We start from the raw sequence: 23,208 nt of genomic DNA on the forward strand, positions 1-23,208 counted from the left end.
TCCCGAATGTCGGGCCACGTGTCACTGCTCATGGCCGACCGGACCCCCGGCGAGCGACAATGGCGCGGTTCGCCACCAGCCGATCCCGGGGAGTCCACCGTGTCGCTGCCCCCGCTCGTCGAGCCCGCCGCCGAGCTGACCGTTGACGAGATCCGCCGCTACTCGCGCCACCTGATCATCCCGGACGTCGGGGTCGCGGGACAGAAGCGGCTGAAGAACGCCCGGGTGCTGTGTGTCGGCGCCGGCGGTCTCGGCTCACCCGCCCTGCTGTACCTCGCCGCGGCCGGCGTCGGCACGCTCGGCATCATCGACTTCGACACCGTCGACGAGTCCAACCTCCAGCGGCAGGTCATCCACGGCGTCTCCGACGTCGGCCGCCCGAAGGCGGAGTCCGCCGCGGCGTCGATCCGCGAGATCAATCCGCTGGTGAACGTGCGGATCCACAACACCGCGCTGGACCGGGAGAACGTCCGCGAGATCTTCGCCGAGTACGACCTGATCGTCGACGGCACCGACAACTTCGCGACCCGCTACATGGTCAACGACGCGGCGGTGCTGCTCGGCAAGCCGTACGTCTGGGGCTCGATCTACCGCTTCGACGGCCAGGCGTCGGTGTTCTGGGCCGAGCACGGCCCCTGCTACCGCTGCCTCTACCCGGAGCCCCCGCCGCCCGGCATGGTCCCGTCCTGCGCCGAGGGCGGCGTGCTCGGCGTGCTCTGCGCGTCGATCGGTTCGATCCAGGTCAACGAGGCGATCAAGCTGCTCACCGGCATCGGCGAGCCGCTGGTCGGCCGGCTGATGGTCTACGACGCCCTGGAGATGTCGTACCGCAAGATCAAGGTTCGCAAGGACCCGAACTGCGTGCTCTGCGGCGAGAACCCGACGGTCACCGACCTGCTGGAGGACTACGAGGACTTCTGCGGCGCGGTCTCCGAGGAGGCGCAGGAGGCGGTCATCGACGCCACCATCACCGCGCTGGAGCTCAAGGAGTGGCAGGACGCCGGCAAGGACATCTTCCTGGTCGACGTCCGCGAGCCCGCCGAGTACGAGATCGTCCGCATCCCCGGCGCCACGCTGATCCCCAAGGGCGACATCATCTCCGGCGAGGCGCTGGCGACGCTGCCGCAGGACCGGCAGATCGTGCTGCACTGCAAGTCCGGCGTCCGCTCCGCCGAGGCGCTCGCCGCCCTCAAGGCGGCCGGGTTCCGCGACGCGGTGCACGTCCAGGGTGGTGTGCTCTCCTGGATCAAGCAGATCGATCCCTCGCTGCCCGCGTACTGAGCGACGGCCGGGGCCGGCGGCGGGCCACTCACCCGCCCCGGCCTCGGCCGATTCCCCGAGGCGCGATCCCCTTTGCGCAGGTAGCGTGACCGCCGTGGTGGACATGGACGCCGCTATCGGCTTCGTCGTGGCGCACGGGGACGCGGTGGACCGCGCGCGGCTCTCCCGGCTGCGCACCGGCGCGCCGGTGCCGGTCGAGCTGCTCGACGCCGCCGAGGCCGGGCAGACGCCCGACGGGGGCTGGCCGGCCGTCCTGGACGGTGCCGTCGGCTCCGTCGACGCGACCTGCTTCCGCCTCGCCGAGCTGGACGACCTCGGCGCCCTCGGCCGCCCGGCGGCCCGGCACGCGCTGGACTGGCTCGCCGCCCGCCAACTGCCCGACGGCGGCTGGGACGAGGACCCCTCGCTGGCCGGCCTCGCCCCCGAGTGGGCCCGGCCGGGCGATCCGGAGGCCCGGTTCTACCTCACCGCCAACGCCGGGTTCTGGCTGACCGTGGCCGGCCTGGACGCCCGCGCCGCCGGCCCGCTCGACCACCGCGTCGGCGGCGCGTACGCCGGGGTGGTGCAGGCGGCGGCGCACACGGTCGCCGCGCAGCTCGCCCCGGACGGCGGCTGGCCGTCCTTCCTGCCCGCCGGCTGGCTGAGCGCCGCCGTGCTGCACCGGCAGGAGATGTACTACGAGTCGGCGCGGATCCAGGCGGTGCTGGCCGAGCGGATCCCGAAGATGTCCCCGGCCGACGTCGCCTGGCTGGCCGCGACGCTGCGTCGGGTCGAGGTGGGCGAGGAGCAGTGGCTGCTGGTCTCGGCCCGCCGCCGGCTCGCCGAGACCCAGCGCAGCGACGGCGGCTGGGACAGCGACGACGGTCACCAGTTCGACGTGCACACCACCCTGCGGGCGATCCGGGCCTGCCGGACGGTCACTTCAACTGGCTGATCACCAGCGGCCACCAGCCGTCCGGGGTGAACGCGGCCGGGTCGATGCTCTCCAGCACCATCCGCAGCGTCTCGGCCCGCTCGGCCCGGCCCGCCTTGCCCTCGTCCGCCTCGACGAAGAGCGCGAACTGGTAGAGGAACTCGACGAAGGTACGGAAGCTGCTGTTGACGCCCTGGATGTCCTGCTGGTCCAGGTCGAACTGGAGGATCTCGCCGTTGCGCGGGTCCAGCACGTAGAGCAGGTCGGGGTTGTCGGCGACCGCGCCCACCACGATCAGCCGGACGTCCAGCGAACCGTCCTCGGTGCTGAGCTGGATGGTGTCGTACAGCTCGATGTCGCCTTCGAGGAAGGCGGTGTAGACGACCGCCACGTCGAGCGGGATTTCATCACCGGCGGGGAGCAGGTCGGGGCTGAACCCACCCTCCAGCCACGCCTCGCGCGGGTACGGGATGAGCTCGTCCTCGCTCCACAGTGCCGTGAACCGGGGATCAGCTGCCATGACGGTCCTTCCGCGGGTCGACGGGGGATTCAGGAGGACAGGCCGGCGGCGATCAGCAGGCGTCGCCAGTTGTCGGCGTACTCGCCGGTGTGCGGCCCCTTGCGCAGCCGCCGCTCGGCCACGCCCGGACCGAGCACGGTCCCGACGAGCGCCGGGTAGCCGGGGCCGAGCACGTGTTCGTCGAAGAACGTGACGACGTCCGGGGCGATGACGGTCAGCTCCGGTTCGGTGTCCGGGTGCTCGTAGAGAAAGACGTAGGCGTCCGGCTCCATCCAGTAGACGTCGAGGTCCTCGGTGTCCAGGTAGATCGGAGCGCCGCCTTTGATGTCGCCGCGCAGGCCGGGCGGGATGCTGTCCACCTCGTGGCCGACCGGCAGCGGACTGCCCATCGGGTCGTTCTCGTTCACCGTGCGGGCCGCCCAGGCCGCCGGGCTGAGGATCTCCTCCGGCGGCGTGAACCGGAAGTTGTCGCCCTCCAGCCGGCCGAAGAGGCGGTAGACCTCGGCCACGCCGGGCAGCGCGGGCAGCGGCTCCAGCGGGGCCGGCTCGCCGATGACCACCCCGAAGCCCTGCTCGGCCTCCAGCCGCCGCAGCAGCGCGAGCTTCTCCCGGATCCGGTCCAGGCCGGCGGGGACGTCGGGGTCGCTCACTCGATGACCCGCACGATGATCGGGGTGCCCTCGGGGACGTCCCGTAGCGCCAAGGAGATCTCCCTGCCGAGTTCGCGGTTGGTCCAGGCGTCCATCGGCCTGAGATTATCGTACGTGTCCGTTCCGTCCATTTGCAGCTCGTGGATGTGGTCCGGGTCGTAGCCCTGGCCGCGCTCGGTGATCGGCCCCTTGCCGGCGAAGAGCCGGTCCACCACGGTCTTGTTGGCCAGGTACTTGTTGGTCTCCGGGGTGCCCATGTCCGCCTTGAGGCGGCCGTCCTTGGTGAGGTCCCGGATCATCCGGTCCCGGTAGATGTTGGTGCGGGTGCGGCTCTTCTGCTGCTGGGGGTCGTAGACCTTGTTGCTGTCCCGGTCCGGCTTCGCCTTCTTCAGCCGCCCCTCCTGGCCGAGCCGGCGCAGGTCGCCCGCCTTGCGGTCGAAGTCCCGCTTGTCGAAGTCCGGACGGTTCTTCAGCACCAGCACGGCCGGCCCGTCGACCTTCGTGCCGGCGGCCTTGGCGGTGCGGAACACGTCGGCGTTCTCCAGGTACGCCGAGACGATCCGAGCCCCCTTGGCCTGCGCCTGGCGGGGCGGGCTGGTCCGCTTCCTAGCCATTGAGCACCGTGTCCACCGCCAGCCCGATCAGCTGGTCGACGATCATCCCGGTGATCATCTTGAAGATCGGGATCTCCAGCAGGGAGGCGCCGAAGGTGACCGCCGCCGTGGCGATCGCCTGCGCGATCTGGATGGCCAGCAGGATCAGCTGGATGATCACCTGGATCTTCAGGGCCAGCACCACCCCCGCCGCGGCCATCAGCCCGATGGCGATCACGTTCGTCGGGTTGGTGGCGTCGGCGATGTTGCGGGCGGCCGACTCCTTGTCGTTCCACTCGCTGGCAAAGGCGGTGATGCTCTCGCCCCGGTTGGTCTCCAGCACCGTCCGCGCCGCCGACTCCAACCGGGCGACCGAGCCGTTGATCCGGTCGGCCATGCCGGTCCACTCGCCGGCGAGCTGAAAGATCGCGGTCTCGTCGGACTCCGGCCAGTCGTAGCCGATCATCGAGAGCAGGGACGCGAGCTCGCCCGGAAGCGTCAGGCCCACGGCGACTCCTTTCGTACGTGTGGAGGGGCTCAGCCGCCCAGCGAGCCGAGGATCGAGCGGAACGAGGCGGTGACGTCCTCCTCGACGGCCCGGTAGTTCTCGGCCATCCCGTGCAGGCCGTCGGCGTAGCTCTCCAGCTCGGCGACGTTGGTGCTGAGGCACTCGGTCAGGGCGTCCACACAGGCCTGGTGGGCGACGCCGACCAGCATGCCGATCTCGTCGCCGCCGAAGGCCTGCGCGTAGCTGCCCAGCGCGGCCTGGAACGTCTCGAAGGCCTGTCGGACCTCCTCCTTGGCCTGGGTCAGCTCGTCCGCGCCGCGGCGCAGGGCGTCGATGTCGACCTCGAGGTTCTCCATCGTCAGCTCCGCTGCTGGATCTTGCGCATGGTCTCGCTGATGGCCTGGCTGATCTCGCGCATCTGGCGCAGGCCCTGGTCCTGCAGGCGCTCGACGGTGGCGGTCATCGCGGCGAGGTCGGGCATCGGCTCGGCCGCGGCCGAGTCGTCCTGCCCGTCGAGCGCCGCGTTCACCGCCCGGCGCAACTCCTCGGCGAGGTGTTCCGCCCCCTCGCGCAGCACCCGGGGGTCGAGGTCGACGGCGCTGACCCGCCCGTCGGTGCCGAGGGTGACCCGGATCCGTCCGTCGGCGGCCTCGCCCACCGACTCGACCCGTTCCCGGGGCGTGACGGTGCGGCTCACCTCGCGCAGCGCGGCGCGCGCCTGCGCCAGCTGCTCTTCCAGGGCGCTCTCGCCCAGCATGCCGCCTCCCCAGACAAGCCGTGCCGAACCGGGCCTCAGACTAGCGGCCCCGCGCACCCCCGCGTACGCCCGTCCAACCCGGACGGTCAGCCGCGCAGGTGTCCGTTCCCGGTGACCACGTACTTCGTCGAGGTCAGCTCGGGCAGACCCATCGGGCCGCGGGCGTGCAGCTTCTGCGTGGAGATGCCGATCTCGGCGCCGAAGCCGAACTCGCCGCCGTCGGTGAACCGGGTCGACGCGTTCACCATCACCGCCGCCGCGTCCACCCGGGCCACGAACTCCCGGGCCGCCGCGGCGGAGTCGGTGAGGATCGCCTCGGTGTGCCCGGTGCCGTAGCGGCGGATGTGCGCGACCGCCGCGTCGAGCGAGTCGACCACGGCCACCGAGATGTCCGCCGAGAGGTACTCGGTGGCGAAGTCCTCGTCGGTGGCCGGCACCACCGCGGCGGAGTACGCGGCCACCCGGTCGTCGCCGTGCACGGTCACCCGGGCCTGGGCGAAGGCGGCCAGCGCCGGCGGCAGGAAGGCGTCCGCGACGTCCGCGTGCACCAGCAGCGACTCGGCGGTGTTGCAGGTGGACAGCCGCTGGGTCTTCGCGTTGAGGGTCACCGCCACCGCCTTCGCCACGTCCGCCGCGGCGTCGACGTAGACGTGGCAGTTGCCCACCCCGGTCTCGATCACCGGCACCGTCGACTCCTCGACCACGGTGCGGATCAGCGACGCGCCGCCGCGGGGGATCAGCACGTCGACCAGCCCGCGCGCCCGCATCAGCTCCTTGACCGAGTCGCGCGAGGTGGCGTCGAGCAGCTGCACCGCGTCCGCCGGCAGGCCGGCCCCGGCGACCGCGTCCCGCAGCACGGCGACCAGCGCCGCGTTCGAGTGCGCCGCCGACGAGGAGCCGCGCAGCAGCGCGGCGTTGCCGGACTTCAGGCAGATCCCGGCGGCGTCCACGGTCACGTTCGGCCGGGCCTCGTAGATGATGCCGACCACCCCGAACGGCACCCGGATCTGGCGCAGCTCCAGCCCGTTGGGCAGGGTCGAGCCGCGGACCACCTCGCCCACCGGGTCGGGCAGCGCGGCCATCTGGCGCAGCGCGTCCGCGATGCCCGCCACCCGGCCCGCGTCGAGCGCCAGCCGGTCCAGCACGGCCGCGCTCAGCCCGGCCGTGCGCCCCGCCGCCAGGTCCGCCTCGTTGGCGGTCAAAATCTCACGCGTACGCGCCACCAGCGCGTCGGCCATCGCGTGCAGCGCGGCGTCCTTGGCGGTACGCGTGGCGACCGCCAGCTCGCCCGCCGCGTCCCGGGCCCGGCGGGCCTGCTCGCTGACGCTCATGCCGGCGCTCCGCCGCGCTCCGTGCCGCCATGAGGCACCATCGCGCTGAACTGATGAAACGCTCGCTGACGCTCGCTCATCGGCAACTCCTCACAGCAGCACGAGGTCGTCGCGGTGGACGACCTCCCGTTCGTACGCCGGGCCGAGCGCCGCGGCGAGTTCTCCGGTGGAGCGGCCGAGCAGCCCAGGCAGCTCCACCGCGTCGTAGTTGACCAGCCCCCGGGCCACCGGCGCGCCCTCAGCGTCCACCAGGTCGACCGGGTCGCCGGCGGTGAACGCGCCGTCCACGGCGGTGATCCCGGCCGGCAGCAGCGACTTGCGTCGCCCCACCACCGCCTGCACCGCCCCGGGGTCGAGGTGCAGCCGCCCGCGGGGCGAGGTGGCGTGCGCGAGCCAGAACAGTCGGGCCGCGGGCCGCTGCCGGCTGGCGTGGAAGAAGGTGCCGACCGGCTCGCCGGCCAGCGCCTCGGCGGCCAGCGGCGCGGCGGTCAGCACCACTGGAATGCCGAAGCCGGTGGCGATCCGGGCCGCCTCGACCTTGGTGACCATGCCGCCGGTGCCGACGCCGGAGCGGCCCGCGCCGCCGATGTCGATGCCGGCCAGGTCGGCCGCGCCGCGCACCTCGGTGATCCGGGCGCTGCCCGGCTGGGTCGGGTCCCCGGTCCAGAGCGCGTCCACGTCGGAGAGGAGCACCAGCAGGTCGGCGTCGACCAGGGCGGCGACCAGCGCGGCCAGCCGGTCGTTGTCGCCAAAGCGGATCTCCTCGGTGGCGACCGTGTCGTTCTCGTTGACGATCGGCACCGCGCGCAGGTCGAGCAACTTGCGCAGGGTCCGGTACGCGTTGCGGTAGTGCGCCCGCCGGGTCACGTCGTCGACGGTGAGCAGCACCTGGCCGACGGTGAGCCGGTGCCGGGCGAAGCCGGTCGCGTACCGGCCGATGAGCAGGCCCTGCCCGACGCTCGCGGCGGCCTGCTGGGTGGCCAGGTCGCGGGGACGCCGGGCCAGCCCGAGCGGGGCCAGGCCGGCGGCGATCGCGCCGGAGGAGACCAGCACCACCTCGTGTCCCCGGGCGGCGAGCGCGCCGAGAGTGTCCACCAGGGCGTCGACCCGGGCGTCGTCCAGCCCACCGCCGCCGGTGGTCAGCGAGGACGAACCGATCTTGACGACGATCCGCCGGGCCTGGGTGACTGCTTCGCGCACCCGCCCATTCTGCGCGGTCGGTTCCGCGCGACCCGGCAGGCTTCCCATATCGTGGCCGGTCGTGACGCCTGAGGAGTACGTCGAAGCGGTGCTCGCGCTGGTCGAGCGGATCCCGCCGGGCCGGGTGATGTCGTACGGGGCGGTCGCCGACGCCCTCGCCGAGCGCTCGGGCCGGGCCTCCGCGCGGCTGGTCGGCTCGATCATGGCCCGGCACGGCGGCGGGGTGCCCTGGCACCGGGTGGTGACCTCCGCCGGCCGACTGCCGCCGGGTCACGAGGTCGAGGCACGGGCCCGGTTGCGGGCTGAGGGCTGCCCGTTGCGGGCCGCCGGGGTGGACATGTCGGCGGCGAGCTGGTGGCCGGAAGAGGGAATGTGACCCCGGCCATAACGTGAGTAACATTCGGCCCCATGGACGCGCCGCCGGCTGAAGCCGACCCCTCGGTCGCCGGCCCGACCGAGGCGCGACCGGACCCGCTGCCGCGCCGGGTGCACGCCGGCTACGCCCTCGGGTCGCTGGCCACCGGCGCGTTCGGCACCGTGCCGGGGCTGCTGCTGCTGCCGTACCTCACCGACACCCTGGGCGTGGCCGCCGGGGTGGCCGCCCTGCTGGTGCTGCTGCCCAAGGCGTGGGACGTGCTGGTGAACCCGGTGGCCGGGCGGCTCTCCGACCGCACCCGTTCCCGCTGGGGGCCGCGCCGACCGTGGCTGCTCGGCGCCGGGCTCGCCCTCGCGGTGCTCTTCGCCGCCATCTTCGCCGCGCCCTTCGGCGCCGGTCCCGCCGCCGGGGCGTACGTGGCGCTCGCCTTCCTCGCCACCGCCACCGCGTTCGCCTTCTTCCAGGTGCCGTACGTGGCGATGCCGGCCGAGCTGACCGGCGACCGCGCGGAGCGTACCCGGCTGATGACCTGGCGGATCGCGGTGCTGGCGCTGGCCATCCTGGTCTCCGGCGCGGTGGCCCCGATGGTGGTGACCGCGACCGGCGACGGCCTCGCCGGGCACCGGTGGATGGGCCTCTTCGTCGCCGCGCTGATCGCCCTCGGCGCCGTCGGCGCCTTCCTCGGGACCCGCGCGGTCGCGACCGGCGCGGTGACCGAGACCGAGCCCACGCTGCGCGCCCAGCTCGCGGTGGCCGCCGGCAACCGGCCGTTCCGGGCGCTGCTGCTCTGCTTCGTGATCCAGTCGGCCGGGGTGGCGACCATCCTGGCCGGGGTCAGCTACTTCGCCGACCAGATCCTGCGCGACCCGGAGAACGGCCCGACCCTGCTCTTCGCCTGTTTCGTCGGGCCGGCGCTGCTGGTGATGCCGCTGTGGTCCCGGCTCGGCGCCCGGCTCGGCAAGCGGACCACCCTGGTCGCCGCCTCGCTGCTGCTCGCCGCCGGGGCGCTGGCCCTGGTCGCCGCGCCCGCGCTGCCCGCCGCCGCCGTCTACGCGGTGGTCGCGCTGCTCGGCGTCGGGTACGCCGGCCAGCAGGTCTTCGCCCTGGCCCTGCTGCCGGACTGCGTCGCCCACGAGACCGCGCGGACCGGCCGCCGGCAGGCGGGCGTCTTCACCGGCCTGTGGACGGCGGGAGAGACCTTCGGCCTGGCGCTGGGCCCCGGCCTCTACGGCCTGGTGCTCCAGGTCTCCGGCTACGTCTCCTCCGACACCGGCACCGCGGCGGCCCAGTCCGACCAGGCCCGGCTCGGCGTGCTGCTCGGCTTCACCGTGCTGCCCGCCCTGCTGGTCGGGCTCGCCGTGCTGCTGCTGCGCGGCTGGACCCTGGACCCCGACCCGAAGGGCGACCGATGATCGACGAGGACGGCGCACCCGCCGAGCGGGTGCTGGCGGAGATCCGCGAGCTGCGGGCCCTCGACCGGCCGACACACGGCGGACGGCTGTTCGCCTACGTCTACGACCCCGCCGTGCCCGGCCTGGACGAGCTGGCCGCCGCCGCGCACGCCGGCAGCGCGCACGTCAACGGGCTCGACCCAACCGCGTTCCCGTCCCTGCTGGCGATGGAGAACGCGCTGGTCGGAGCGGCCGCCCGGCTGCTCGGCGGCGGCCCCGGCACGACCGCTGCGGAGGTGGTCGGCAGCGTCACCAGCGGTGGCACCGAGTCGCTGATCCTCGCCGTCAAGGCCGCCCGGGACGCCCGCCCCGAGCTGACCGCGCCCCGGATCGTGGTGCCGGCCAGCGGGCACGCCGCCTTCGCCAAGGCCGCCCACCTGCTCGGGGTCACCCTCGACACGGTGCCGGTCGACCCGAAGACGCTGCGCCCGGCGGCCGCCGACGTGGCCGCCGCGATCCGCCCGGAGACGGTGCTGGTGGCCTGCTCCGCCCCCTCGTACGCGCACGGCGTCATCGACCCGGTGGCGGAGATCGCCGCGGCGGCCGCGGCGGCCGGGGTGCGCTGCCACGTGGACGCCTGCTTCGGCGGCTGGACGCTGCCCTACCTGCGCCGCCTCGGCGCGCCGGTGCCGCCGTTCGACTTCGCCGTCGACGGGGTCACCTCGATCTCGGTGGACCTGCACAAGTACGCGTACGCCCCGAAGGGCGTGTCGGTGCTGCTGCACCGCGACCCGGCGCTGCGCGCCCCGCAGTACTTCGCGTACGCGGACTGGCCCGGGTACACGATGGTCAACCCGGTGCTCGCCTCGACCCGCTCGGGCGGGCCGATCGCCGCCGCGTACGCCACCCTGCGGCACCTCGGCGACGCCGGCTACCTGCGGCTCGCCGGGCTGACCCGGGACGCGGTGGCCGGCCTGGCCGACGCGGTGCGCGGTGTGGCCGGCCTGCGGCTGATGGCCGAGCCGGAGTCCACCGTCGTCTGCTTCACCAGCACCGACCCCGAGCTGGACCTGTTTGTGCTGGTCGACGAGCTGGCCGCGCGCGGCTGGCACACCCAGCCGCAGCTGTCGTACGCCGACCTGCCGGCCAGCGTGCACCTCACCGTCACCGCGTCGGTCGCGCCCCGGGTGGCCGAGTTCGGCCCGGACCTGGTGGCCGCGGTGGCCGCGGCCCGGGCCGCCGGGCCGGTGCGGCTCCCCGACGAACTGCGCGCCCTGGCCACCGCGTTGACCCCGGACGCGCTCACCCCGGACCTGGTCGCCGGTCTGGCCGCCGGCCTCGGCCTGGGCGCCGGGTCCGACCCGGCCCCGACTGGCGGCGGCGCGCTACCGGAGCGGATGGCCCTGGTCAACGCGCTGCTCGACGCCGCGCCGCCGGCGCTGCGGGAGCGGCTGCTGGTCGAGTTCGTCAGCCTGCTCCAGCGCCCGACGTACTGAGTGCCCGGTGTGGCGATCGCCGACGCCGCACCGGGTCCCAGCCTCACCGCCAGGCAATCGTGTCCTGGTTGTCGCTGTCGTCCCGTTCCAGCAGGTAGTTGCTGCCCGGCCCGAGCGCCGCCACGCTCAACGGCGCGGTCCCGGCGGGCAGGGCGACCCCCGGCCGCACCCGGACGGCCAACCGTAACGGCAGCTCCCCGCCGGACTCGAGCGACCCGAACCGGCAGATCAACGGCGTGCGGTCAGCCACGTCGGCGCCGCAGCCACCCCAGCCGTCGACGTCCGGTTCGAGCTGCGCGGGCAGATCCAGGCGCAGCTGGACCGCGGCGACCTCCCGACCGCCGAGGTGCCGGATCCGCGCCTCGATCCAGCCCACGCGGGAACCGTCGTCGGCCTCGGTGAGCCGCAGCTCCGCCACGCTGATCGCGAGGTTGGCGGAGTACGGGTTCGGGCCGAAGGCGGTCGGCCCGGAGACCTGACCGAACGAGCGGCCGTCCCAGCGGTAACCGCGCCACTGCCGCTGCGACCAGTCACCGGGCCAGCCGCCGCCGGGTGCGATGTCGCCGACCTGCACGCGGACCACACCGTCGTCGCGGACATCGAGCGCGATCAGCCACTGCGGTCGCTCCAACCTGCTCGCCGCCACCCGGCCGACGGTCACGATCCGTCCCGACCCGTCCCGGTCGAAGGCCACCACCTGTTGCGGGCCGCCGGTGCCCCGCACGCACTGCACCAGCGCCACGGTCTCGGCCGCCCCGTCGCCGTCGATGTCACCGGTGTCGAGCGCGAGCAGGGTGTTCGTCTCCCACCCGGCTTCGCCGGTCAACCGGACCCGGCCGTTCGGGCAACCGGCGTCGACGTGCCAGGTGGGCAGCGTGACCGGGCCGGCCAGGAGCTGGGCCCGGCTGATCCGGCCGTCCGGCGCCCCGGTCGGGCTCGTGCTGGTGGTCGCCGAGGACGGGGTCGGGCTGCCGGAGCCGCTCGGCGTCGGCGACGGGCTCGCGGTGGCGCTCGGCGTCGGCTCGACCGGGGTCGGGCCGGGGGCCGAGCGGTCCAGCGCCGCGTACCCGACGACCGGCCCGGCCAGCAGGGTCAGCGCGGCCGTCGCCCCCGCGGCGAGGTGGCTGCGCCGCCGCCGGCGTACGGCCCGCCGCACGGCGGCCGGTCCCGGCACCTCGATCTCGGTCATCACCGCCTGGCGGTAGCGGGCGAACTCCGTGGCGAGAACCTCCTGCTCAGGCATCCCGCACCTCCTCGGTGGTCTCGCGCAGGTGGGTGGCGAGCGCCGCCCGGCCCCGGTGCAGCCAGGACTTGACCGTGCCCTCGGCGACCTGCTCCTGAGCGGCGATCTCGGCGACCGTCAGGTCGGCGAGGTAGTGCAGCACCACGGCGCGGCGCTGCTTGGGCGGCAACTGCGCCAGGGCCTGGTCGAGCGCCACCCGGTCCGGCGTCGGCCCGGCCACGTGCGTCTCCCGCTGCCGGCGCAGGAACAGTTCGGCGGTACGCAGCCGCCGCCAGCGGTGGTGGCCCAGGTTCCAGGCGACCTTGCGTACCCAGGCCAGCGGGTCCTCGTAGCCGGCCACCCGGTCCCAGCGCACGTACGCCCGGCAGAAGGCCTCCTGGACCAGGTCCTGCGCCTGGCCGAGGTCACCGGTGTACGCGGTGAGCTGGACGACCAGCCCCCGGAAGTGTGCGTGGTAGAAGTCGTCGAAGATCAGCTCGGGCGGCTCGGGAGCCGGGCCCGGCGGTGGCTCGGCGACCCGCACGTCTCTCGTCACAGTCACTCGTCCTCCCCGTGGCGGCCGTGGGTCCGTACCCGCCGGCACCGGTCACTCCGGTACCGGCACCGGCCGGTTGTCGTCGTTCGACGGGGGAGGGCGGTCGGGGCCGGGACGACCGGACCCGGACGGGCACCGCCGGCCGAGACCCCCGTGCCCGGCCGGCGGTGGCTCATGGACGTCAGCCGTTGTCGACGGCGTCGAGCGTGGTCAGCCGGCCCGCCGAGACGGTGGCCGGCCGGCCGGTCGTCGTGGTGGCGGCGGCCCGTGCCGCGGCCAGGACGGCCAGCGCCGACCCGAGCGGCGCGCCGGCGACCCGTCCTCCGGTTCCTACGTCCATGCTTTCTCCCCGTGATCGTCGGTCGCGGCGTCGGCCGCGCCCGTTGGTGGCGCGCGGGTGGGTTTCCTCCGCGTCGTCACACCCGTAGAAGCCCGCGACGGCCGTTCCGGTTGCAGCCCGGGCGCTGTGGTTGACTGTCCGGTGGGAGACAGGAAGGGGGCGGTCGTGCAGCTGCCGGGAGTGCTCGGCGAGCCGATCCGGTTCGTGCTGAACTGGGGCCGCCGCTACTCGCTCTGGGTCTTCAACTTCGGCCTGGCCTGCTGCGCGATCGAGTTCATCGCCACCAGCATGGGTCGGCACGACTTCATCCGGCTGGGCGTGATCCCGTTCGCCCACGGCCCCCGGCAGGCCGACCTGATGGTGGTCTCCGGCACGGTCACCGACAAGATGGCCCCGGCGATCAAGCGCCTCTACGACCAGATGCCCGAGCCGAAGTACGTGATCTCGTTCGGCGCCTGCTCCAACTGCGGCGGCCCGTACTGGGACTCGTACTCGGTGACCAAGGGCGTCGACCAGCTCATCCCGGTCGACGTCTACGTGCCCGGCTGTCCGCCGCGGCCGGAGGCGCTGCTGCACGGCATCCTCCGCCTGCAGGAGAAGATCGCCGCCGAGCAGTCCGGGATCGGCGGCGTGGCCCGCCCCGACGCGCTCGCCTCGCCGGCGGACGCGCCGCGCCCGGACTTCCCACCCCGCTCGGTCGGCTCGCTCACCTCCCCGCCGGTACGCCCGCCGGTGTCCTGAACCGCCACCCGGCCCACCCGGCCGACCCGCTCGGACGAGCGCCCCGGCTGGCGGCCGGCGGTTAGCCTGCGGTCCATGACCCAGTCCGCGGAGCAGCGTTCCGCCTTCATCGTCGACGTGCTCACCGAGGAGTTCGGTGCGTCGATGGCACTCGACCCGGCGGCCTTCCGCCGCAAGTTCCGCAAGATGGCCGCCTCCCCGTTCGCCTTCTACCGGGGCAGCGCATCCCTGTTCTACGCCGACCAGCGCGGCGACTTCGCCGACGTGGCGTTCCTCGACGAGCGGACCAGCCGGGTGTGGATCCACGGCGACCTGCACGCGGAGAACTTCGGCACCTACATGAACGGCTCCGGGCAGTTGGTGTTCAACGTCAACGACTTCGACGAGGCGTACGTCGGGCCGTTCTCCTGGGACCTCAAGCGCCTGGCGGCCAGCGTCGCCCTGCTCTGCTACGCCAAGGCCCTGTCGGACCAGGTGATCAGTGAGCTGGTCGCCCGGTTCGCCCGGTCGTACCTGACCGAGCTGCGGGCCATCGCGGCCGGCGGGGACGACGCGATCGGCTCGATCACCCTGGACAACGCCGACGGCGTGCTGCGCCGGGTGCTCCAGCAGGCCCGGCTCAACACCCGGGTGGACCTGCTCGCCACGCAGACCACCATCGACAACTACGAGCGCCGCTTCTCCCTCGGCGACGGGGTGTTCGAGATCGACGCGGCCACCCGGAAGAAGGTCTGCGCTGCCTTCGAGAGCTATCTGGGGTCGTTGCCGGCATCGCCCCCGCGGCTGCGTCCTGTTTCATCCCACATCAAGGACGTGGTGCTGCGCAAGGGCGTGGGCATCGGCTCGGCCGGGCTGCCGTCGTACAACCTGCTGCTGGAGGGGCACACCCAGGCGCTGGAGAACGACGTCGTGATCTACATGAAGCAGGCGCAGGTGCCCGCGGTGGCCCGGCACATCGACGACGAGCGGGTCCGCGGCTACTTCCGGCATCAGGGCCACCGTACGGCCGAGTCGCAGCGGGCACTCCAGGCGCACGCCGATCCGTGGCTGGGCTTCACCGAGCTGGACGGGACCGGCCAGCTCGTCGCCGAGATCTCCCCGTACGCCGCCGACCTGGACTGGGCGGACGTCAACGAGCCGGACGAGCTGGCCGGGGTGCTGAGCGACCTGGGCCGGGCGGTGGCCCGGATGCACTCGGTCGCCGACGACGAGTCCAGCCACGACCTGGTGGACTACTCCACCGAGGAGTCGATCGTGGCGGCGGTGGACGCCGACGAGGCCGGTTTCGTCACCCACCTCGTCGACTTCGCGCACGCCTACGGCGTCCGGACCCGGGAGGACCACCAGCTCTTCGTGGACCTGTTCCGCAACGGCCGCCTACCCGGCATCTGAGGCGTCCGCCGCTCAGGCGGTGAAGTCGAGCACCGTCTTGATGTCGCCGCCGGTGTGGGTGTACGCCTCGGCGTACGCCGACACCGGCACCCGGCGGGTGATCAGCGATTCCAGCCAGGACCGGTCGGCCCGGGCGAGCGCCTCGGCGGCCAGCTCCCAGTGCCGCCGGTTGGCGTTGACCGACCCGAAGACCACGTTGTTCTCCAGCACCAGGTCCCGGTTGAGCGCGCCCGCGTCGAATTCGATGCTCCGGCCGCCGCTGGAGACGCCGGTCAGGCAGACGATGCCGATCGGCCCGGCCTTGCGCATCGCGTCCAGCACCACCGGCGGTGCACCGGTGCACTCGACCACCACGTCCGGTTCGAAGTCCAGCTCGGCCACCGGCACGGTGTGGTACGTCGCGCCGAGCGCCCGGACCAGGTCGGGCTTCGGGCCGGTGGTGTTCCGGTCGAGGACGTGCACCGCCAGGCCGCGCTGGGTGGCCAGCAGCGCGGCCAGCAGGCCGATCGGCCCGGCGCCGGTGACCAGCGCGGTCTGCGGCTTCCACTCGGCGCGGGCGCCGATCCGCTCGATGTGGTCCCAGGCCTTCGCCACCACGCTGGTCGGCTCCAGCAGCATGCCGACGGGCGCGAGGGACGGGTCCAGGCCGACGGCGTACTTCGGTTGGATCCGCCACCGGTCCCGGGCGTAGCCGGGCAGGCCCTTGATCCCGTGTTCGGTGTACTGCCCGTTGCGGCACATGTCCCACTCGTCAATGGCGCAGTTCGGGCAGGGCACCGGGTCGGGCCGGCGGACCACGCCCGCCACCAGGTCGCCCGGGTGCAGGGTGCCGGTGGGATCCTCCAGCACCCGGCCCAGCGCCTCGTGCCCGAGCACCAGCCGATCCTGGCCGGGCGGGGCCTCGCCGTACTCGCCGGCGACGATCTCCAGGTCGGTGCCGCAGATGCCGACCGCCAGCGCCTCGACCAGGATCGCGCCCTCCTCGGGCGCCGGCTCGGGCCAGTCGTCCACCAGGCGCAGCGAGTCGGGCATTCCGGGAGTCACAGTGACAGCACGCACGGTGAACATCTTTCCCCCTCCGGCGTCCACCCGCCGGGTAAAGCGACCAGATGCCGCCCGGGCGGGCCGACACGGCCGCGAGCCGGCGGCCCTAGGATCAGCGGCATGACTCCGGAAGAGGTCGGCCAGCGGGTGGTCGCGCTGCTCGCGCCGGTCGAGGCCACCACGTCGGTCTCCGGCGGTCAGTCCCACGCCCGCGCCACCGTCGACGTACCCCTTGCGAGCTGGACCGACGCGCTGCGCGCTGCGCGCGACGACGCCGAGCTGGCCTGCGACTTCTTCGACTGGCTCTCGGCGGTCGACGAGCTGGCCGACGGGTTCGACGTGGTGGTCCACCTCTGGTCGACCACCCGCCGGCACGGGGTGCTGCTGCGCACCCGGGTGCCCCGCGAGTCGCCGACGGTGGCCTCGGTGGTCGACCTCTGGCCGGGCGCCGCCTGGCACGAGCGGGAGACCCACGAGATGTTCGGCATCGACTTCGCCGGTCACCCCGGGCTGGCCCCGCTGCTGCTGCCGCCCGAGTTCGAGGGGCATCCGCTGCGCAAGGAGTTCGTGCTCGCCTCCCGGGTGGCCAAGCCCTGGCCGGGGGCGAAGGAGCCGGGCGAGTCGGAGGCCGGCGGCGGTCGCCGGCCGATCCGGCCGCCGGGCGTACCCGCGCCGGGGGAGTGGGGCACCACGCCGACGCCCGCCGGGGCGGCCGGGGTGGGCGAGGGGCCGCGCGGCGGTACCCCGGCCCGCCCGGTCCGGGAGCGGCCCGCCCGGCCGGCTCCGGGCGCGCGCGCGGCGCGTACCCCGGGGGCCGGGGCGACCGGCGACGGCCCGGCGGCGGCCGGAGAGCCCGCGACCGGCGACGGCCCGGCGCCGCGCGACGAGGAAGGTACGGCCTGATGCCCACCTGGTTGGAGCTGGTGATCCGGGTCGGTGGCGTGCTGGTCGCCTTCCTCACCCTGCCGCTGGTGGTCGGCCAGGCCGAACACAAGGTGATGGCGCACATGCAGGGCCGGCTCGGCCCGATGTACGCGGGCGGCTTCCACGGCTGGGCGCAGCTGGTCGCCGACGGGGTGAAGTTCGTGCAGAAGGAGGACGTCACCCCGCGCGAGGCGGACCGGGCGGTGTTCCGGCTCGCCCCGGTGGTGGCCCTGGTGCCCTACCTGCTGGTCCTGCTGGTCATCCCGCTCGGCCCGGACGACCTGGTCGGGCAGCCGCTGGACATCGGCCTCTTCTTCGTCCTCGCCGTGGTCGGCGTGGGCGTGGTCGCGGTGCTGATGTCGGCCTGGGCCTCGGCCAACAAGTACAGCCTGCTCGGCGGCCTGCGCGGGGCGGCCCAGCTGCTCGGCTACGAGCTGCCGCTGGTGCTCTCCGCCGCCTCGGTGGCGATGGCGGCGGGCACGCTCAGCCTCTCCGGCATCGTCGAGGCGTGGCAGCCCTGGTGGCTGCTCTGGCAGGCGCCCGCGATGTTCGTCTTCTTCGTCGCCGGGCTGGCCGAGATCCGGCGGCCCCCGTTCGACATGCCGATCGCCGACTCCGAGCTGGTCTTCGGTTACATGACCGAGTACACCGGCCTGCGCTTCGCCTTCTTCCTGCTCGCCGAGTACGTCGGCATCGTGGTGATCGCCGCGCTGACCACCGTGCTCTTCCTCGGCGGCTGGCAGGGCCCGTTCGCCGACGGTCAGCTCGGCTGGCTGTGGACGCTGCTGAAGGTCTTCGCGGTCTCCTTCGTGATCATCTGGCTCCGGGTCTCGTACCCGCGGCTGCGGGAGGACCAGCTGCAACGCCTCTGCTGGTTGGTGCTGGTGCCGCTCTCCCTGGCCCAGCTGGTCCTCACCGCCGCCGTGCGCGTCGCGCTGTAACGGCCCGCGCTCAGCGCAGCGGGCTGTGGGCGGGGTCGACCCGCTCGTCGGCCGGCGGGGGTGGCGGCGGGGTGCCGTCGCCGAAGGGCCGTCCGCCGAGTTCCTCCCGGCCGTGCGGGGTGAGCCAGTTGGACAGGTCGGGCCCGAGCGGCGTCACGCCGGTCGGGTTGATGTCCCGGTGCACCTCGTAGTAGTGCCGCTTGATGTGGTCGAAGTCGACCGTGTCGCCGAAGCCGGGGGTCTGGAACAGGTCCCGCGCGTACGCCCACAGCACCGGCATCTCGGTCAGCTTGCTGCGGTTGCACTTGAAGTGGCCGTGGTAGACCGGGTCGAAGCGGGTCAGGGTGGTGAACAGCCGCACGTCCGCCTCGGTGATGGTGTCGCCGACCAGGTAGCGCTGGCCCGCCAGCCGCTCGGTCAGCCAGTCCAGCCGGTCGAAGAGCTGGTGGTACGCCTTCTCGTACGCCTCCTGGCTGCCGGCGAAGCCGCACCGGTACACGCCGTTGTTGACGTCCCGGAACAGCGCCGCGCTCACCTCGTCGATCTCGTCGCGCAGCCGTTCCGGGTAGAGCTGTGGCGCGCCCTCGCGGTGGTACGCCGTCCACTCGGTGGACAGGTCCAGGCTCATCTGCCCGAAGTTGTTGGTGACCACCTGCCCGGTCGGCACGTCGACGATCGCCGGCACCGTGATGCCCCGCTCGTAGCCGGGGAAGCGGGCGAAGTACGCCTCCTGGAGCCGCTCGATGCCGAGCACCGGGTCCCGCCCGCCCGGGTCCAGGTCGAACGTCCAGCTCCGGGCGTCGTGGGTCGGCCCGGCCACCGCCATCGAGATGGCGTCCTCCAGCCCGAGCAGCCGCCGCACGATGATCAGCCGGTTCGCCCAGGGGCAGGCGCGGCTGACCGCGAGCCGGTACCGCCCCGGCTCGACCGGGTAGCCGTCCCGCCCGTCGGCGGTGATCCGGGTGGCGATGTAGCGCTGGTCGCGGGTGAACTCACCGCCCGGCTCGACGTACTTGCCGCCGGTCGTTTCGCCTGCCGCCTCGCCCACTTCGCCCCCTGGAGTCCGTTCGTCGCGTCCCCTCCATCTTTGCCGATCTCGCGCGCCCGGGTCCGGTGAGCGTCCGTCTCCGCGGTCGCACGACCGCATTTCGCCCGGCGCGGCCCCGGCTAGGCTGCCCGGATGATCGATCGGGAGGCGCTGGCGCGGCGGTTCGTCGCCGACGTGTGGAACGGCGGGCGCGAGGACTCCGTGTACGAGCTGATCGGGGCGGAGTGCCCGGGGCTCGGCGGGGTCGGACCGGAGGCGACGCTGGCCTGGCACCGGGACCGCCGGGCGGCCTTCCCCGACCTGCGCTACAAGATCGTGGACGTGGTGGCCGCCGGCGACCGGGTGGCGGTGCGCTGGCGAGCGGCCGGCACCCAGGCCGGGCAGTTCGGCCCGGTGCCGCCGACCGGGCAGGTGGTCAGCTACTCGGGGGCGACCTTCCTGCGCTTCGACGGCGACGGCCGGATCGTCGACGTGTGGAGCGTCAACGAGCTGTTCCAGCTCCTCCAGCAGCTCGGCGTGGAAGTCCTGCCGCCGGCCTGACCGGCACGGCCCCCGCTCGCCGGCTCTGTCACTCAGGGTCACCCCGCCGCGGCCTGAGCGCGGATGAGCGTGATGCCTCAGAGGCATATTGATGACCCAGAGGTATCACGCTCGTACCGGCATCCGCCTCCGGCGCCGGGCCGGCCCGCGGTCCGTCCGGGGTGCTCCGGCCGGAACGGCCGCGGCCCGCACCGGCGCCCTTCGCGGGGGACGCCGGCACGGGCCGCGGACGCGCCGGGGCTCAGCCCGGCTTCGACGGGCCTTCCCGGGTCGCGACCGGGACGGCCAGGCAGGTGCTGCCCGGCACCAGGCGGATGCTGTCGATGACCTGCCGCGCGGCGAGGGTCACGACGGTCGGCCGGGTATTGCTCCCGGCGCCCCCGGTCGCGCCGCCGGCCACGTACCAGCACGGCTTGCCGCTGCTCGGGACGTGGCGCAGCAGCAGCGGACCGGCCGGCAGGCCGACCATCGCCTCGTCGTACGGCCGGCGGTAGACCGCCACCAGGTCTCCGGTGCTCGGGTGGTACGCCTCGACCGACCAGGTCGTGCCGGCGCCGGCGCCCACGTCGAACTGCCGGATGGTGCCGTCGTAGGGCAGGGTGACCGGCGGGGCGGTCACGGTCGCGTCCGCTTTCACCTGCACCGGGTTGGCGAGGTACCGGTTGGTGGCGTTGCCGGACCAGGCCAGCGCGAAGGGCTTGTCGTCGCCGATCCACTGCCCGGTGTACTGCAACGGCCACCGGTACGGGCCGAGCCCGGTGATGGTGAACCGACCCTCGTACGGGTTGGTGAACACCGTGCACCCCTTGGCCGCGCCGCCAACCAGGTCGGGCTGGTCGGCGCCGGCCTGCACGCAGCCCTCGACGAACTTACCGTCCGCGCCGTTGACGGTTCCGGTGATGGAGCCGGCCCGGTCGAGGCGGATCGGTGCGGTGCTGGTCACCGTGCCGGCCACGAGGTTCAGGGTGGTGGCGGTACGCCGGTCGCCGGTGCCGCCGGTGGTGGCGTACCACTGGGCGCCCCACGGCTTGGTCGACTGCACGAAGAGCTGCGTCGGGCCGGCGGGCAGCGGGCCGAGGGTCACCGCGCCCGAGGCGTCCGAGCAGTACCGGCGGTCCTGGTTCTCCTGGCGGAGCGGGGTGGTGGGGACCGGGTGGCCGGAGACCGGCTTGACGCAGACCCCGGCGACCTTGTTGCCCGCGCCGTCGACCACGCTGGTCCGCACCGTGGCCGCGGGCTCCAACTCCAGGGTGAGCCGGGTGGCCTTGCCCGACGCCACCTGGATGCCGCCGACCGAGCGCTGCCAGTACCCCGGGCCCGGCGTCACCCGCGCGGTCTCCGCCCGCTGGGTGGTGGCCCAGACCACCGGGAAGGTGACCCGGTTGGAGCCGCTCGGGGTGCAGGCCCTCTCGACCGACTCGACCAGTTCGACGCAGCCGCTGACCGGGCCGCGGGTGCTCTTGTTCACCAGGTCGATCTCGACCGAGCCGGCGGGCACGAGTCGCTCGTCGACGACGGTCGTCCCGCCCTCGGCGACGTGGACGATGGCCGCCTCCTCCGCGGTGGCGACGCCCGGGTGGAACTGGCGCGTCCGGCCGGCGGCGTAGAAGTAGACCCGGTAGTCACCGGGCGGCACCCGGTCGAGCCGGTACTCGCCGTCGACGGCCATCACGCTGCCGCGCCAGGAGTCGTCGACCGCCCTGGCCACCACGGACAGCGACCAGGGCATGGTGCCGCCCTCCTCCGGCGTGACCCGGCCGCGGATCGTGCCGCCACCGACCCGCAGCGCGACGTCGACCGTGGTGACCTCCTCGCCCGAGGTCGAATAGAGGGTCGCGTTGTCGAAGTCGTTGGCGTCCTTGGCCCACTGCTCCGGGAAGCCCTCGGCCTGGACCCGCAGCCGGTAGCGGTACTGGTACCACAGGCGCTCGATCCGGTAACGGCCGGTCGCGTCGGTGCACGACCGGCCGACCTCCCCGCCGAGGTCCGCGTTGACGGCGGTCACGCAGGCGCCGGCGACCGGCTCCCCGGTGGCCCGGGCGGTGACCAGGCCGGTGATCGTGCCGTTGCCGATGCGCGTCGGCGGCGCGACCGAGACGTACCGTTCGTCGACCGTGGTGGCGCTGCCGGCGGTGACCGTGAAGACGGTCCCGTCGCCCTGGCTCGCCTTGCCCGGCACCCACTGCTGGGGAACCCAGCCCTCGGGCCCCACGCCCAGCCGGTACGCGCCGACCGGCAGGTTGACCAGCCGGTACCGGCCCTCGTTGTCGGTCAGGGCCCGCGCCCGCCAGTCGCCGTCGACGGCGACGGCGGTGACCTCGCTGGCGTACGCGGGGCTGCCGTCCGGGTGGGTGATCCGGCCCTGGAAGCCGCCCACCTCGGTGACCATGCTGAAGTCGGCCCGGCCGGTCGTACCCGGATCCACGTGCAGCCGCTCGCCGTTGTAGTAGTCCGGCGCGCTCGGCCACCAGACGTCGGGCCGGCCGGTCGCCCGGGCCCGGATGTGCACGCCCCAGAAGGACTGCCCGGTGACCCCGGTGAAGGTGTAGGTGCCGGTGGTGTCGGTGCAGCGCGTCGCCAGCGCCCGTTCCGCCGTCGACATCAGCGAGACGCAGGCGCCGGCGAGGGGCGCACCGGTCGCCCGGTCGGTCACCCTTCCGGTGATCGTGGCACCGGGCTCGGCCTGGGCGGCCGTCGCTCCGAACAGCACCATGGTGACGACGGCCAGCGCCGCCGTCACCCGGGTCGTGGTCTTCTTCATCCGGCCGTGGCCCCTTCTACGTCGGCCGGAGCAGCATAGATGATCAACAACGTCGGCGACGTCCCCGCGCGGAGCCCCGGATCAGGTCACGCGCGGCGGGGGGTGATCCGCGCCAGCGGCACGTCGATCTCCCACGGCTCGGGCAGCAGGATGCCGTCGGTCATCCGGGCCTGCTCGACGTAGACCCGCTTCACCGGGTCCAGCTTGTACGCGTGCACGACGATCCCGTCGGCGGTCTCGATCCGCCAGAAGTAGGGGATGTCCGCCTCGGCGTACAGGGCGGGCTTCAGGACCCGGTCCACGCTCCGGGAGCCCTCGGAGACGATCTCCACCACCAGCAGCACCTCGTGCGGGCGGTAGTGCGACGGGTTTCGCTCGGCGGCGTCGAGCTGGGTGACGAGCAGGTCGGGGATGAACGCGCGGGTCCGGGAGAGCCGTACCTCGACGGCCTGGGTCACGTCGAGGTCGGCGGGGCAGCTCTCTTGCAGGGCTGCCCCGAGCAGCAGCGCGATGGACTGGTGGAGTCGCGTGGGGGAGGGCGACATGAGCAGGGTTCCGTCCAGGAGCTCGTGGCGGCGGCCGTCGTCCGGCAGGGCGTCGAGGTCGTCGGTGGTCCACTCGCCCGGCGGCGGGTAGTCGTCGTGCAGCGCGGCGGTCATCGACGGGTCCTTCCCGGTGCGTCG

25 protein-coding genes are annotated in these 23,208 nt (G+C 73.6%); 10 read left to right on the top strand and 15 right to left on the bottom strand.

Annotated features, from left to right (window positions below; all coding sequences use genetic code 11):
• Nucleotides 1-30: 30 nt before the first annotated feature.
• Nucleotides 31-1,281, top strand: a complete 1,251-nt coding sequence (gene moeZ, locus ACTMTB_RS02445; RefSeq protein ID WP_358000654.1) for an adenylyltransferase/sulfurtransferase MoeZ — start codon at nucleotides 31-33, stop codon at nucleotides 1,279-1,281.
• 85 nt (nucleotides 1,282-1,366) lie between these two features.
• Nucleotides 1,367-2,215, top strand: coding sequence for a squalene--hopene cyclase (locus ACTMTB_RS02450; RefSeq protein WP_441142284.1), 849 nt, complete (start codon nucleotides 1,367-1,369; stop codon nucleotides 2,213-2,215).
• Here the strand turns inward: ACTMTB_RS02450 and ACTMTB_RS02455 are convergent.
• From ACTMTB_RS02455 to proB, 8 genes are all read right to left on the bottom strand, one after another.
• Complete coding sequence (locus tag ACTMTB_RS02455; protein WP_358000267.1) at nucleotides 2,199-2,714, bottom strand: SUKH-4 family immunity protein; 516 nt, start codon at nucleotides 2,712-2,714, stop codon at nucleotides 2,199-2,201. The genes ACTMTB_RS02450 and ACTMTB_RS02455 overlap by 17 nt on opposite strands.
• 29 nt (nucleotides 2,715-2,743) lie before the next feature.
• Nucleotides 2,744-3,364: a hypothetical protein gene (locus ACTMTB_RS02460; protein ID WP_441142285.1), complete on the bottom strand. Its 621-nt coding sequence runs from the start codon at nucleotides 3,362-3,364 to the stop codon at nucleotides 2,744-2,746.
• Entirely contained in the window at nucleotides 3,361-3,978 is a 618-nt protein-coding gene (locus ACTMTB_RS02465; protein ID WP_350797929.1) for a hypothetical protein, read from the bottom strand. The genes ACTMTB_RS02460 and ACTMTB_RS02465 overlap by 4 nt, the downstream gene beginning before the upstream one ends.
• Nucleotides 3,971-4,465, bottom strand: a complete 495-nt coding sequence (locus ACTMTB_RS02470) for a hypothetical protein (RefSeq protein ID WP_441142286.1) — start codon at nucleotides 4,463-4,465, stop codon at nucleotides 3,971-3,973. The genes ACTMTB_RS02465 and ACTMTB_RS02470 overlap by 8 nt, the downstream gene beginning before the upstream one ends.
• A gap of 29 nt (nucleotides 4,466-4,494) precedes the next feature.
• Nucleotides 4,495-4,821 (bottom strand): WXG100 family type VII secretion target, encoded by a 327-nt coding sequence (locus ACTMTB_RS02475; RefSeq protein ID WP_357609437.1) that lies wholly within the window; start codon nucleotides 4,819-4,821, stop codon nucleotides 4,495-4,497.
• Between the two features lie 2 nt (nucleotides 4,822-4,823).
• Entirely contained in the window at nucleotides 4,824-5,222 is a 399-nt protein-coding gene (locus ACTMTB_RS02480) for a YbaB/EbfC family nucleoid-associated protein (protein WP_441142287.1), read from the bottom strand.
• A gap of 86 nt (nucleotides 5,223-5,308) precedes the next feature.
• Nucleotides 5,309-6,553 carry a glutamate-5-semialdehyde dehydrogenase gene (locus ACTMTB_RS02485; protein ID WP_441142288.1) on the bottom strand — a complete coding sequence of 415 codons (1,245 nt, stop codon included), beginning with the start codon at nucleotides 6,551-6,553 and terminating at the stop codon, nucleotides 5,309-5,311.
• Nucleotides 6,554-6,643: 90 nt separating this feature from the next.
• On the bottom strand, nucleotides 6,644-7,801 hold the full coding sequence (gene proB, locus ACTMTB_RS02490) for a glutamate 5-kinase (RefSeq protein WP_441142289.1): 1,158 nt from the start codon (nucleotides 7,799-7,801) through the stop codon (nucleotides 6,644-6,646).
• Nucleotides 7,802-7,814: 13 nt separating this feature from the next.
• Here proB and ACTMTB_RS02495 point away from each other — a divergent pair, with 13 nt between their 5' ends.
• Genes ACTMTB_RS02495 through ACTMTB_RS02505 form a run of 3 tightly spaced genes read left to right on the top strand, consistent with a single transcriptional unit; the run spans nucleotide 7,815 to nucleotide 11,016 of the window.
• Nucleotides 7,815-8,129: an MGMT family protein gene (locus tag ACTMTB_RS02495; protein WP_088960207.1), complete on the top strand. Its 315-nt coding sequence runs from the start codon at nucleotides 7,815-7,817 to the stop codon at nucleotides 8,127-8,129.
• 32 nt (nucleotides 8,130-8,161) lie between these two features.
• Nucleotides 8,162-9,541, top strand: a complete 1,380-nt coding sequence (locus ACTMTB_RS02500; RefSeq protein WP_441142290.1) for an MFS transporter — start codon at nucleotides 8,162-8,164, stop codon at nucleotides 9,539-9,541.
• Nucleotides 9,538-11,016, top strand: coding sequence for a pyridoxal phosphate-dependent decarboxylase family protein (locus ACTMTB_RS02505; protein WP_441142291.1), 1,479 nt, complete (start codon nucleotides 9,538-9,540; stop codon nucleotides 11,014-11,016). The genes ACTMTB_RS02500 and ACTMTB_RS02505 overlap by 4 nt, the downstream gene beginning before the upstream one ends.
• Nucleotides 11,017-11,059: 43 nt before the next feature.
• Here the strand turns inward: ACTMTB_RS02505 and ACTMTB_RS02510 are convergent, their stop codons facing one another.
• From ACTMTB_RS02510 to ACTMTB_RS02520, 3 genes are all read right to left on the bottom strand, one after another.
• Nucleotides 11,060-12,259 carry a hypothetical protein gene (locus ACTMTB_RS02510; protein WP_441142292.1) on the bottom strand — a complete coding sequence of 400 codons (1,200 nt, stop codon included), beginning with the start codon at nucleotides 12,257-12,259 and terminating at the stop codon, nucleotides 11,060-11,062.
• On the bottom strand, nucleotides 12,252-12,800 hold the full coding sequence (locus ACTMTB_RS02515) for a SigE family RNA polymerase sigma factor (protein ID WP_280836995.1): 549 nt from the start codon (nucleotides 12,798-12,800) through the stop codon (nucleotides 12,252-12,254). Before ACTMTB_RS02515 ends, ACTMTB_RS02510 begins: the two co-directional genes overlap by 8 nt.
• A gap of 175 nt (nucleotides 12,801-12,975) precedes the next feature.
• A complete protein-coding gene (locus ACTMTB_RS02520; RefSeq protein WP_441142293.1) occupies nucleotides 12,976-13,134 on the bottom strand; it encodes a hypothetical protein in 159 nt (52 codons plus the stop codon).
• Between the two features lie 165 nt (nucleotides 13,135-13,299).
• Here ACTMTB_RS02520 and ACTMTB_RS02525 point away from each other — a divergent pair, with 165 nt between their 5' ends.
• Together ACTMTB_RS02525 and ACTMTB_RS02530 are read left to right on the top strand one after the other, a co-directional pair.
• Complete coding sequence (locus tag ACTMTB_RS02525) at nucleotides 13,300-13,875, top strand: NADH-quinone oxidoreductase subunit B (RefSeq protein WP_441142294.1); 576 nt, start codon at nucleotides 13,300-13,302, stop codon at nucleotides 13,873-13,875.
• Between the two features lie 75 nt (nucleotides 13,876-13,950).
• Nucleotides 13,951-15,267, top strand: coding sequence for a DUF2252 domain-containing protein (locus tag ACTMTB_RS02530; protein WP_441142295.1), 1,317 nt, complete (start codon nucleotides 13,951-13,953; stop codon nucleotides 15,265-15,267).
• A gap of 12 nt (nucleotides 15,268-15,279) precedes the next feature.
• On the opposite strand, the gene ACTMTB_RS02535 is transcribed toward ACTMTB_RS02530, so the two are convergent.
• The gene (locus ACTMTB_RS02535) at nucleotides 15,280-16,326 is read right to left on the bottom strand and encodes a glucose 1-dehydrogenase (protein ID WP_441142296.1); all 1,047 of its coding nucleotides are present in this window, start codon (nucleotides 16,324-16,326) and stop codon (nucleotides 15,280-15,282) included.
• A gap of 105 nt (nucleotides 16,327-16,431) precedes the next feature.
• Here ACTMTB_RS02535 and ACTMTB_RS02540 point away from each other — a divergent pair, with 105 nt between their 5' ends.
• Together ACTMTB_RS02540 and nuoH are read left to right on the top strand one after the other, a co-directional pair.
• Nucleotides 16,432-17,214, top strand: coding sequence for an NADH-quinone oxidoreductase subunit C (locus ACTMTB_RS02540; RefSeq protein WP_441142297.1), 783 nt, complete (start codon nucleotides 16,432-16,434; stop codon nucleotides 17,212-17,214).
• A complete protein-coding gene (gene nuoH / locus ACTMTB_RS02545; protein WP_088960216.1) occupies nucleotides 17,214-18,176 on the top strand; it encodes an NADH-quinone oxidoreductase subunit NuoH in 963 nt (320 codons plus the stop codon). The genes ACTMTB_RS02540 and nuoH overlap by 1 nt, the downstream gene beginning before the upstream one ends.
• A 10-nt stretch (nucleotides 18,177-18,186) precedes the next feature.
• On the opposite strand, the gene ACTMTB_RS02550 is transcribed toward nuoH, so the two are convergent.
• On the bottom strand, nucleotides 18,187-19,224 hold the full coding sequence (locus ACTMTB_RS02550) for a glutathione S-transferase family protein (protein ID WP_441142298.1): 1,038 nt from the start codon (nucleotides 19,222-19,224) through the stop codon (nucleotides 18,187-18,189).
• Nucleotides 19,225-19,356: 132 nt separating this feature from the next.
• Between ACTMTB_RS02550 and ACTMTB_RS02555 the strand changes: the two genes are divergently transcribed.
• On the top strand, nucleotides 19,357-19,764 hold the full coding sequence (locus ACTMTB_RS02555; RefSeq protein ID WP_441142299.1) for an ester cyclase: 408 nt from the start codon (nucleotides 19,357-19,359) through the stop codon (nucleotides 19,762-19,764).
• Between the two features lie 241 nt (nucleotides 19,765-20,005).
• Here ACTMTB_RS02555 and ACTMTB_RS02560 read toward each other — a convergent pair whose 3' ends face one another.
• Nucleotides 20,006-22,525 (bottom strand): carboxypeptidase-like regulatory domain-containing protein, encoded by a 2,520-nt coding sequence (locus tag ACTMTB_RS02560; RefSeq protein WP_441142300.1) that lies wholly within the window; start codon nucleotides 22,523-22,525, stop codon nucleotides 20,006-20,008.
• A gap of 86 nt (nucleotides 22,526-22,611) precedes the next feature.
• Nucleotides 22,612-23,184, bottom strand: a complete 573-nt coding sequence (locus ACTMTB_RS02565; protein ID WP_441142301.1) for a Uma2 family endonuclease — start codon at nucleotides 23,182-23,184, stop codon at nucleotides 22,612-22,614.
• Between the last annotated feature and the right edge of the window lie 24 nt (nucleotides 23,185-23,208).

The sequence above is a fragment of the Micromonospora sp. L32 genome (genome assembly GCF_052068055.1).
Taxonomy (GTDB): Bacteria; Actinomycetota; Actinomycetes; order Mycobacteriales; family Micromonosporaceae; genus Micromonospora; species Micromonospora purpureochromogenes.

Bases quoted from the DNA above. Each gene is read 5' to 3' on its own strand.
- nuoH (WP_088960216.1), top strand. From the start codon at position 17,214: ATGCCCACCTGGTTGGAGCTGGTGATCCGGGTCGGTGGCGTGCTGGTC.
- ACTMTB_RS02455 (WP_358000267.1), bottom strand. From the start codon at position 2,714: ATGGCAGCTGATCCCCGGTTCACGGCACTGTGGAGCGAGGACGAGCTC.
- ACTMTB_RS02510 (WP_441142292.1), bottom strand. From the start codon at position 12,259: ATGCCTGAGCAGGAGGTTCTCGCCACGGAGTTCGCCCGCTACCGCCAG.
- ACTMTB_RS02505 (WP_441142291.1), top strand. From the start codon at position 9,538: ATGATCGACGAGGACGGCGCACCCGCCGAGCGGGTGCTGGCGGAGATC.
- ACTMTB_RS02555 (WP_441142299.1), top strand. From the start codon at position 19,357: ATGATCGATCGGGAGGCGCTGGCGCGGCGGTTCGTCGCCGACGTGTGG.
- ACTMTB_RS02500 (WP_441142290.1), top strand. From the start codon at position 8,162: ATGGACGCGCCGCCGGCTGAAGCCGACCCCTCGGTCGCCGGCCCGACC.
- ACTMTB_RS02485 (WP_441142288.1), bottom strand. From the start codon at position 6,553: ATGAGCGTCAGCGAGCAGGCCCGCCGGGCCCGGGACGCGGCGGGCGAG.
- ACTMTB_RS02540 (WP_441142297.1), top strand. From the start codon at position 16,432: ATGACTCCGGAAGAGGTCGGCCAGCGGGTGGTCGCGCTGCTCGCGCCG.
- ACTMTB_RS02475 (WP_357609437.1), bottom strand. From the start codon at position 4,821: ATGGAGAACCTCGAGGTCGACATCGACGCCCTGCGCCGCGGCGCGGAC.
- moeZ (WP_358000654.1), top strand. From the start codon at position 31: ATGGCCGACCGGACCCCCGGCGAGCGACAATGGCGCGGTTCGCCACCA.
- ACTMTB_RS02530 (WP_441142295.1), top strand. From the start codon at position 13,951: ATGACCCAGTCCGCGGAGCAGCGTTCCGCCTTCATCGTCGACGTGCTC.
- proB (WP_441142289.1), bottom strand. From the start codon at position 7,801: ATGGGAAGCCTGCCGGGTCGCGCGGAACCGACCGCGCAGAATGGGCGG.
- ACTMTB_RS02560 (WP_441142300.1), bottom strand. From the start codon at position 22,525: ATGAAGAAGACCACGACCCGGGTGACGGCGGCGCTGGCCGTCGTCACC.
- ACTMTB_RS02465 (WP_350797929.1), bottom strand. From the start codon at position 3,978: ATGGCTAGGAAGCGGACCAGCCCGCCCCGCCAGGCGCAGGCCAAGGGG.
- ACTMTB_RS02520 (WP_441142293.1), bottom strand. From the start codon at position 13,134: ATGGACGTAGGAACCGGAGGACGGGTCGCCGGCGCGCCGCTCGGGTCG.
- ACTMTB_RS02565 (WP_441142301.1), bottom strand. From the start codon at position 23,184: ATGACCGCCGCGCTGCACGACGACTACCCGCCGCCGGGCGAGTGGACC.
- ACTMTB_RS02480 (WP_441142287.1), bottom strand. From the start codon at position 5,222: ATGCTGGGCGAGAGCGCCCTGGAAGAGCAGCTGGCGCAGGCGCGCGCC.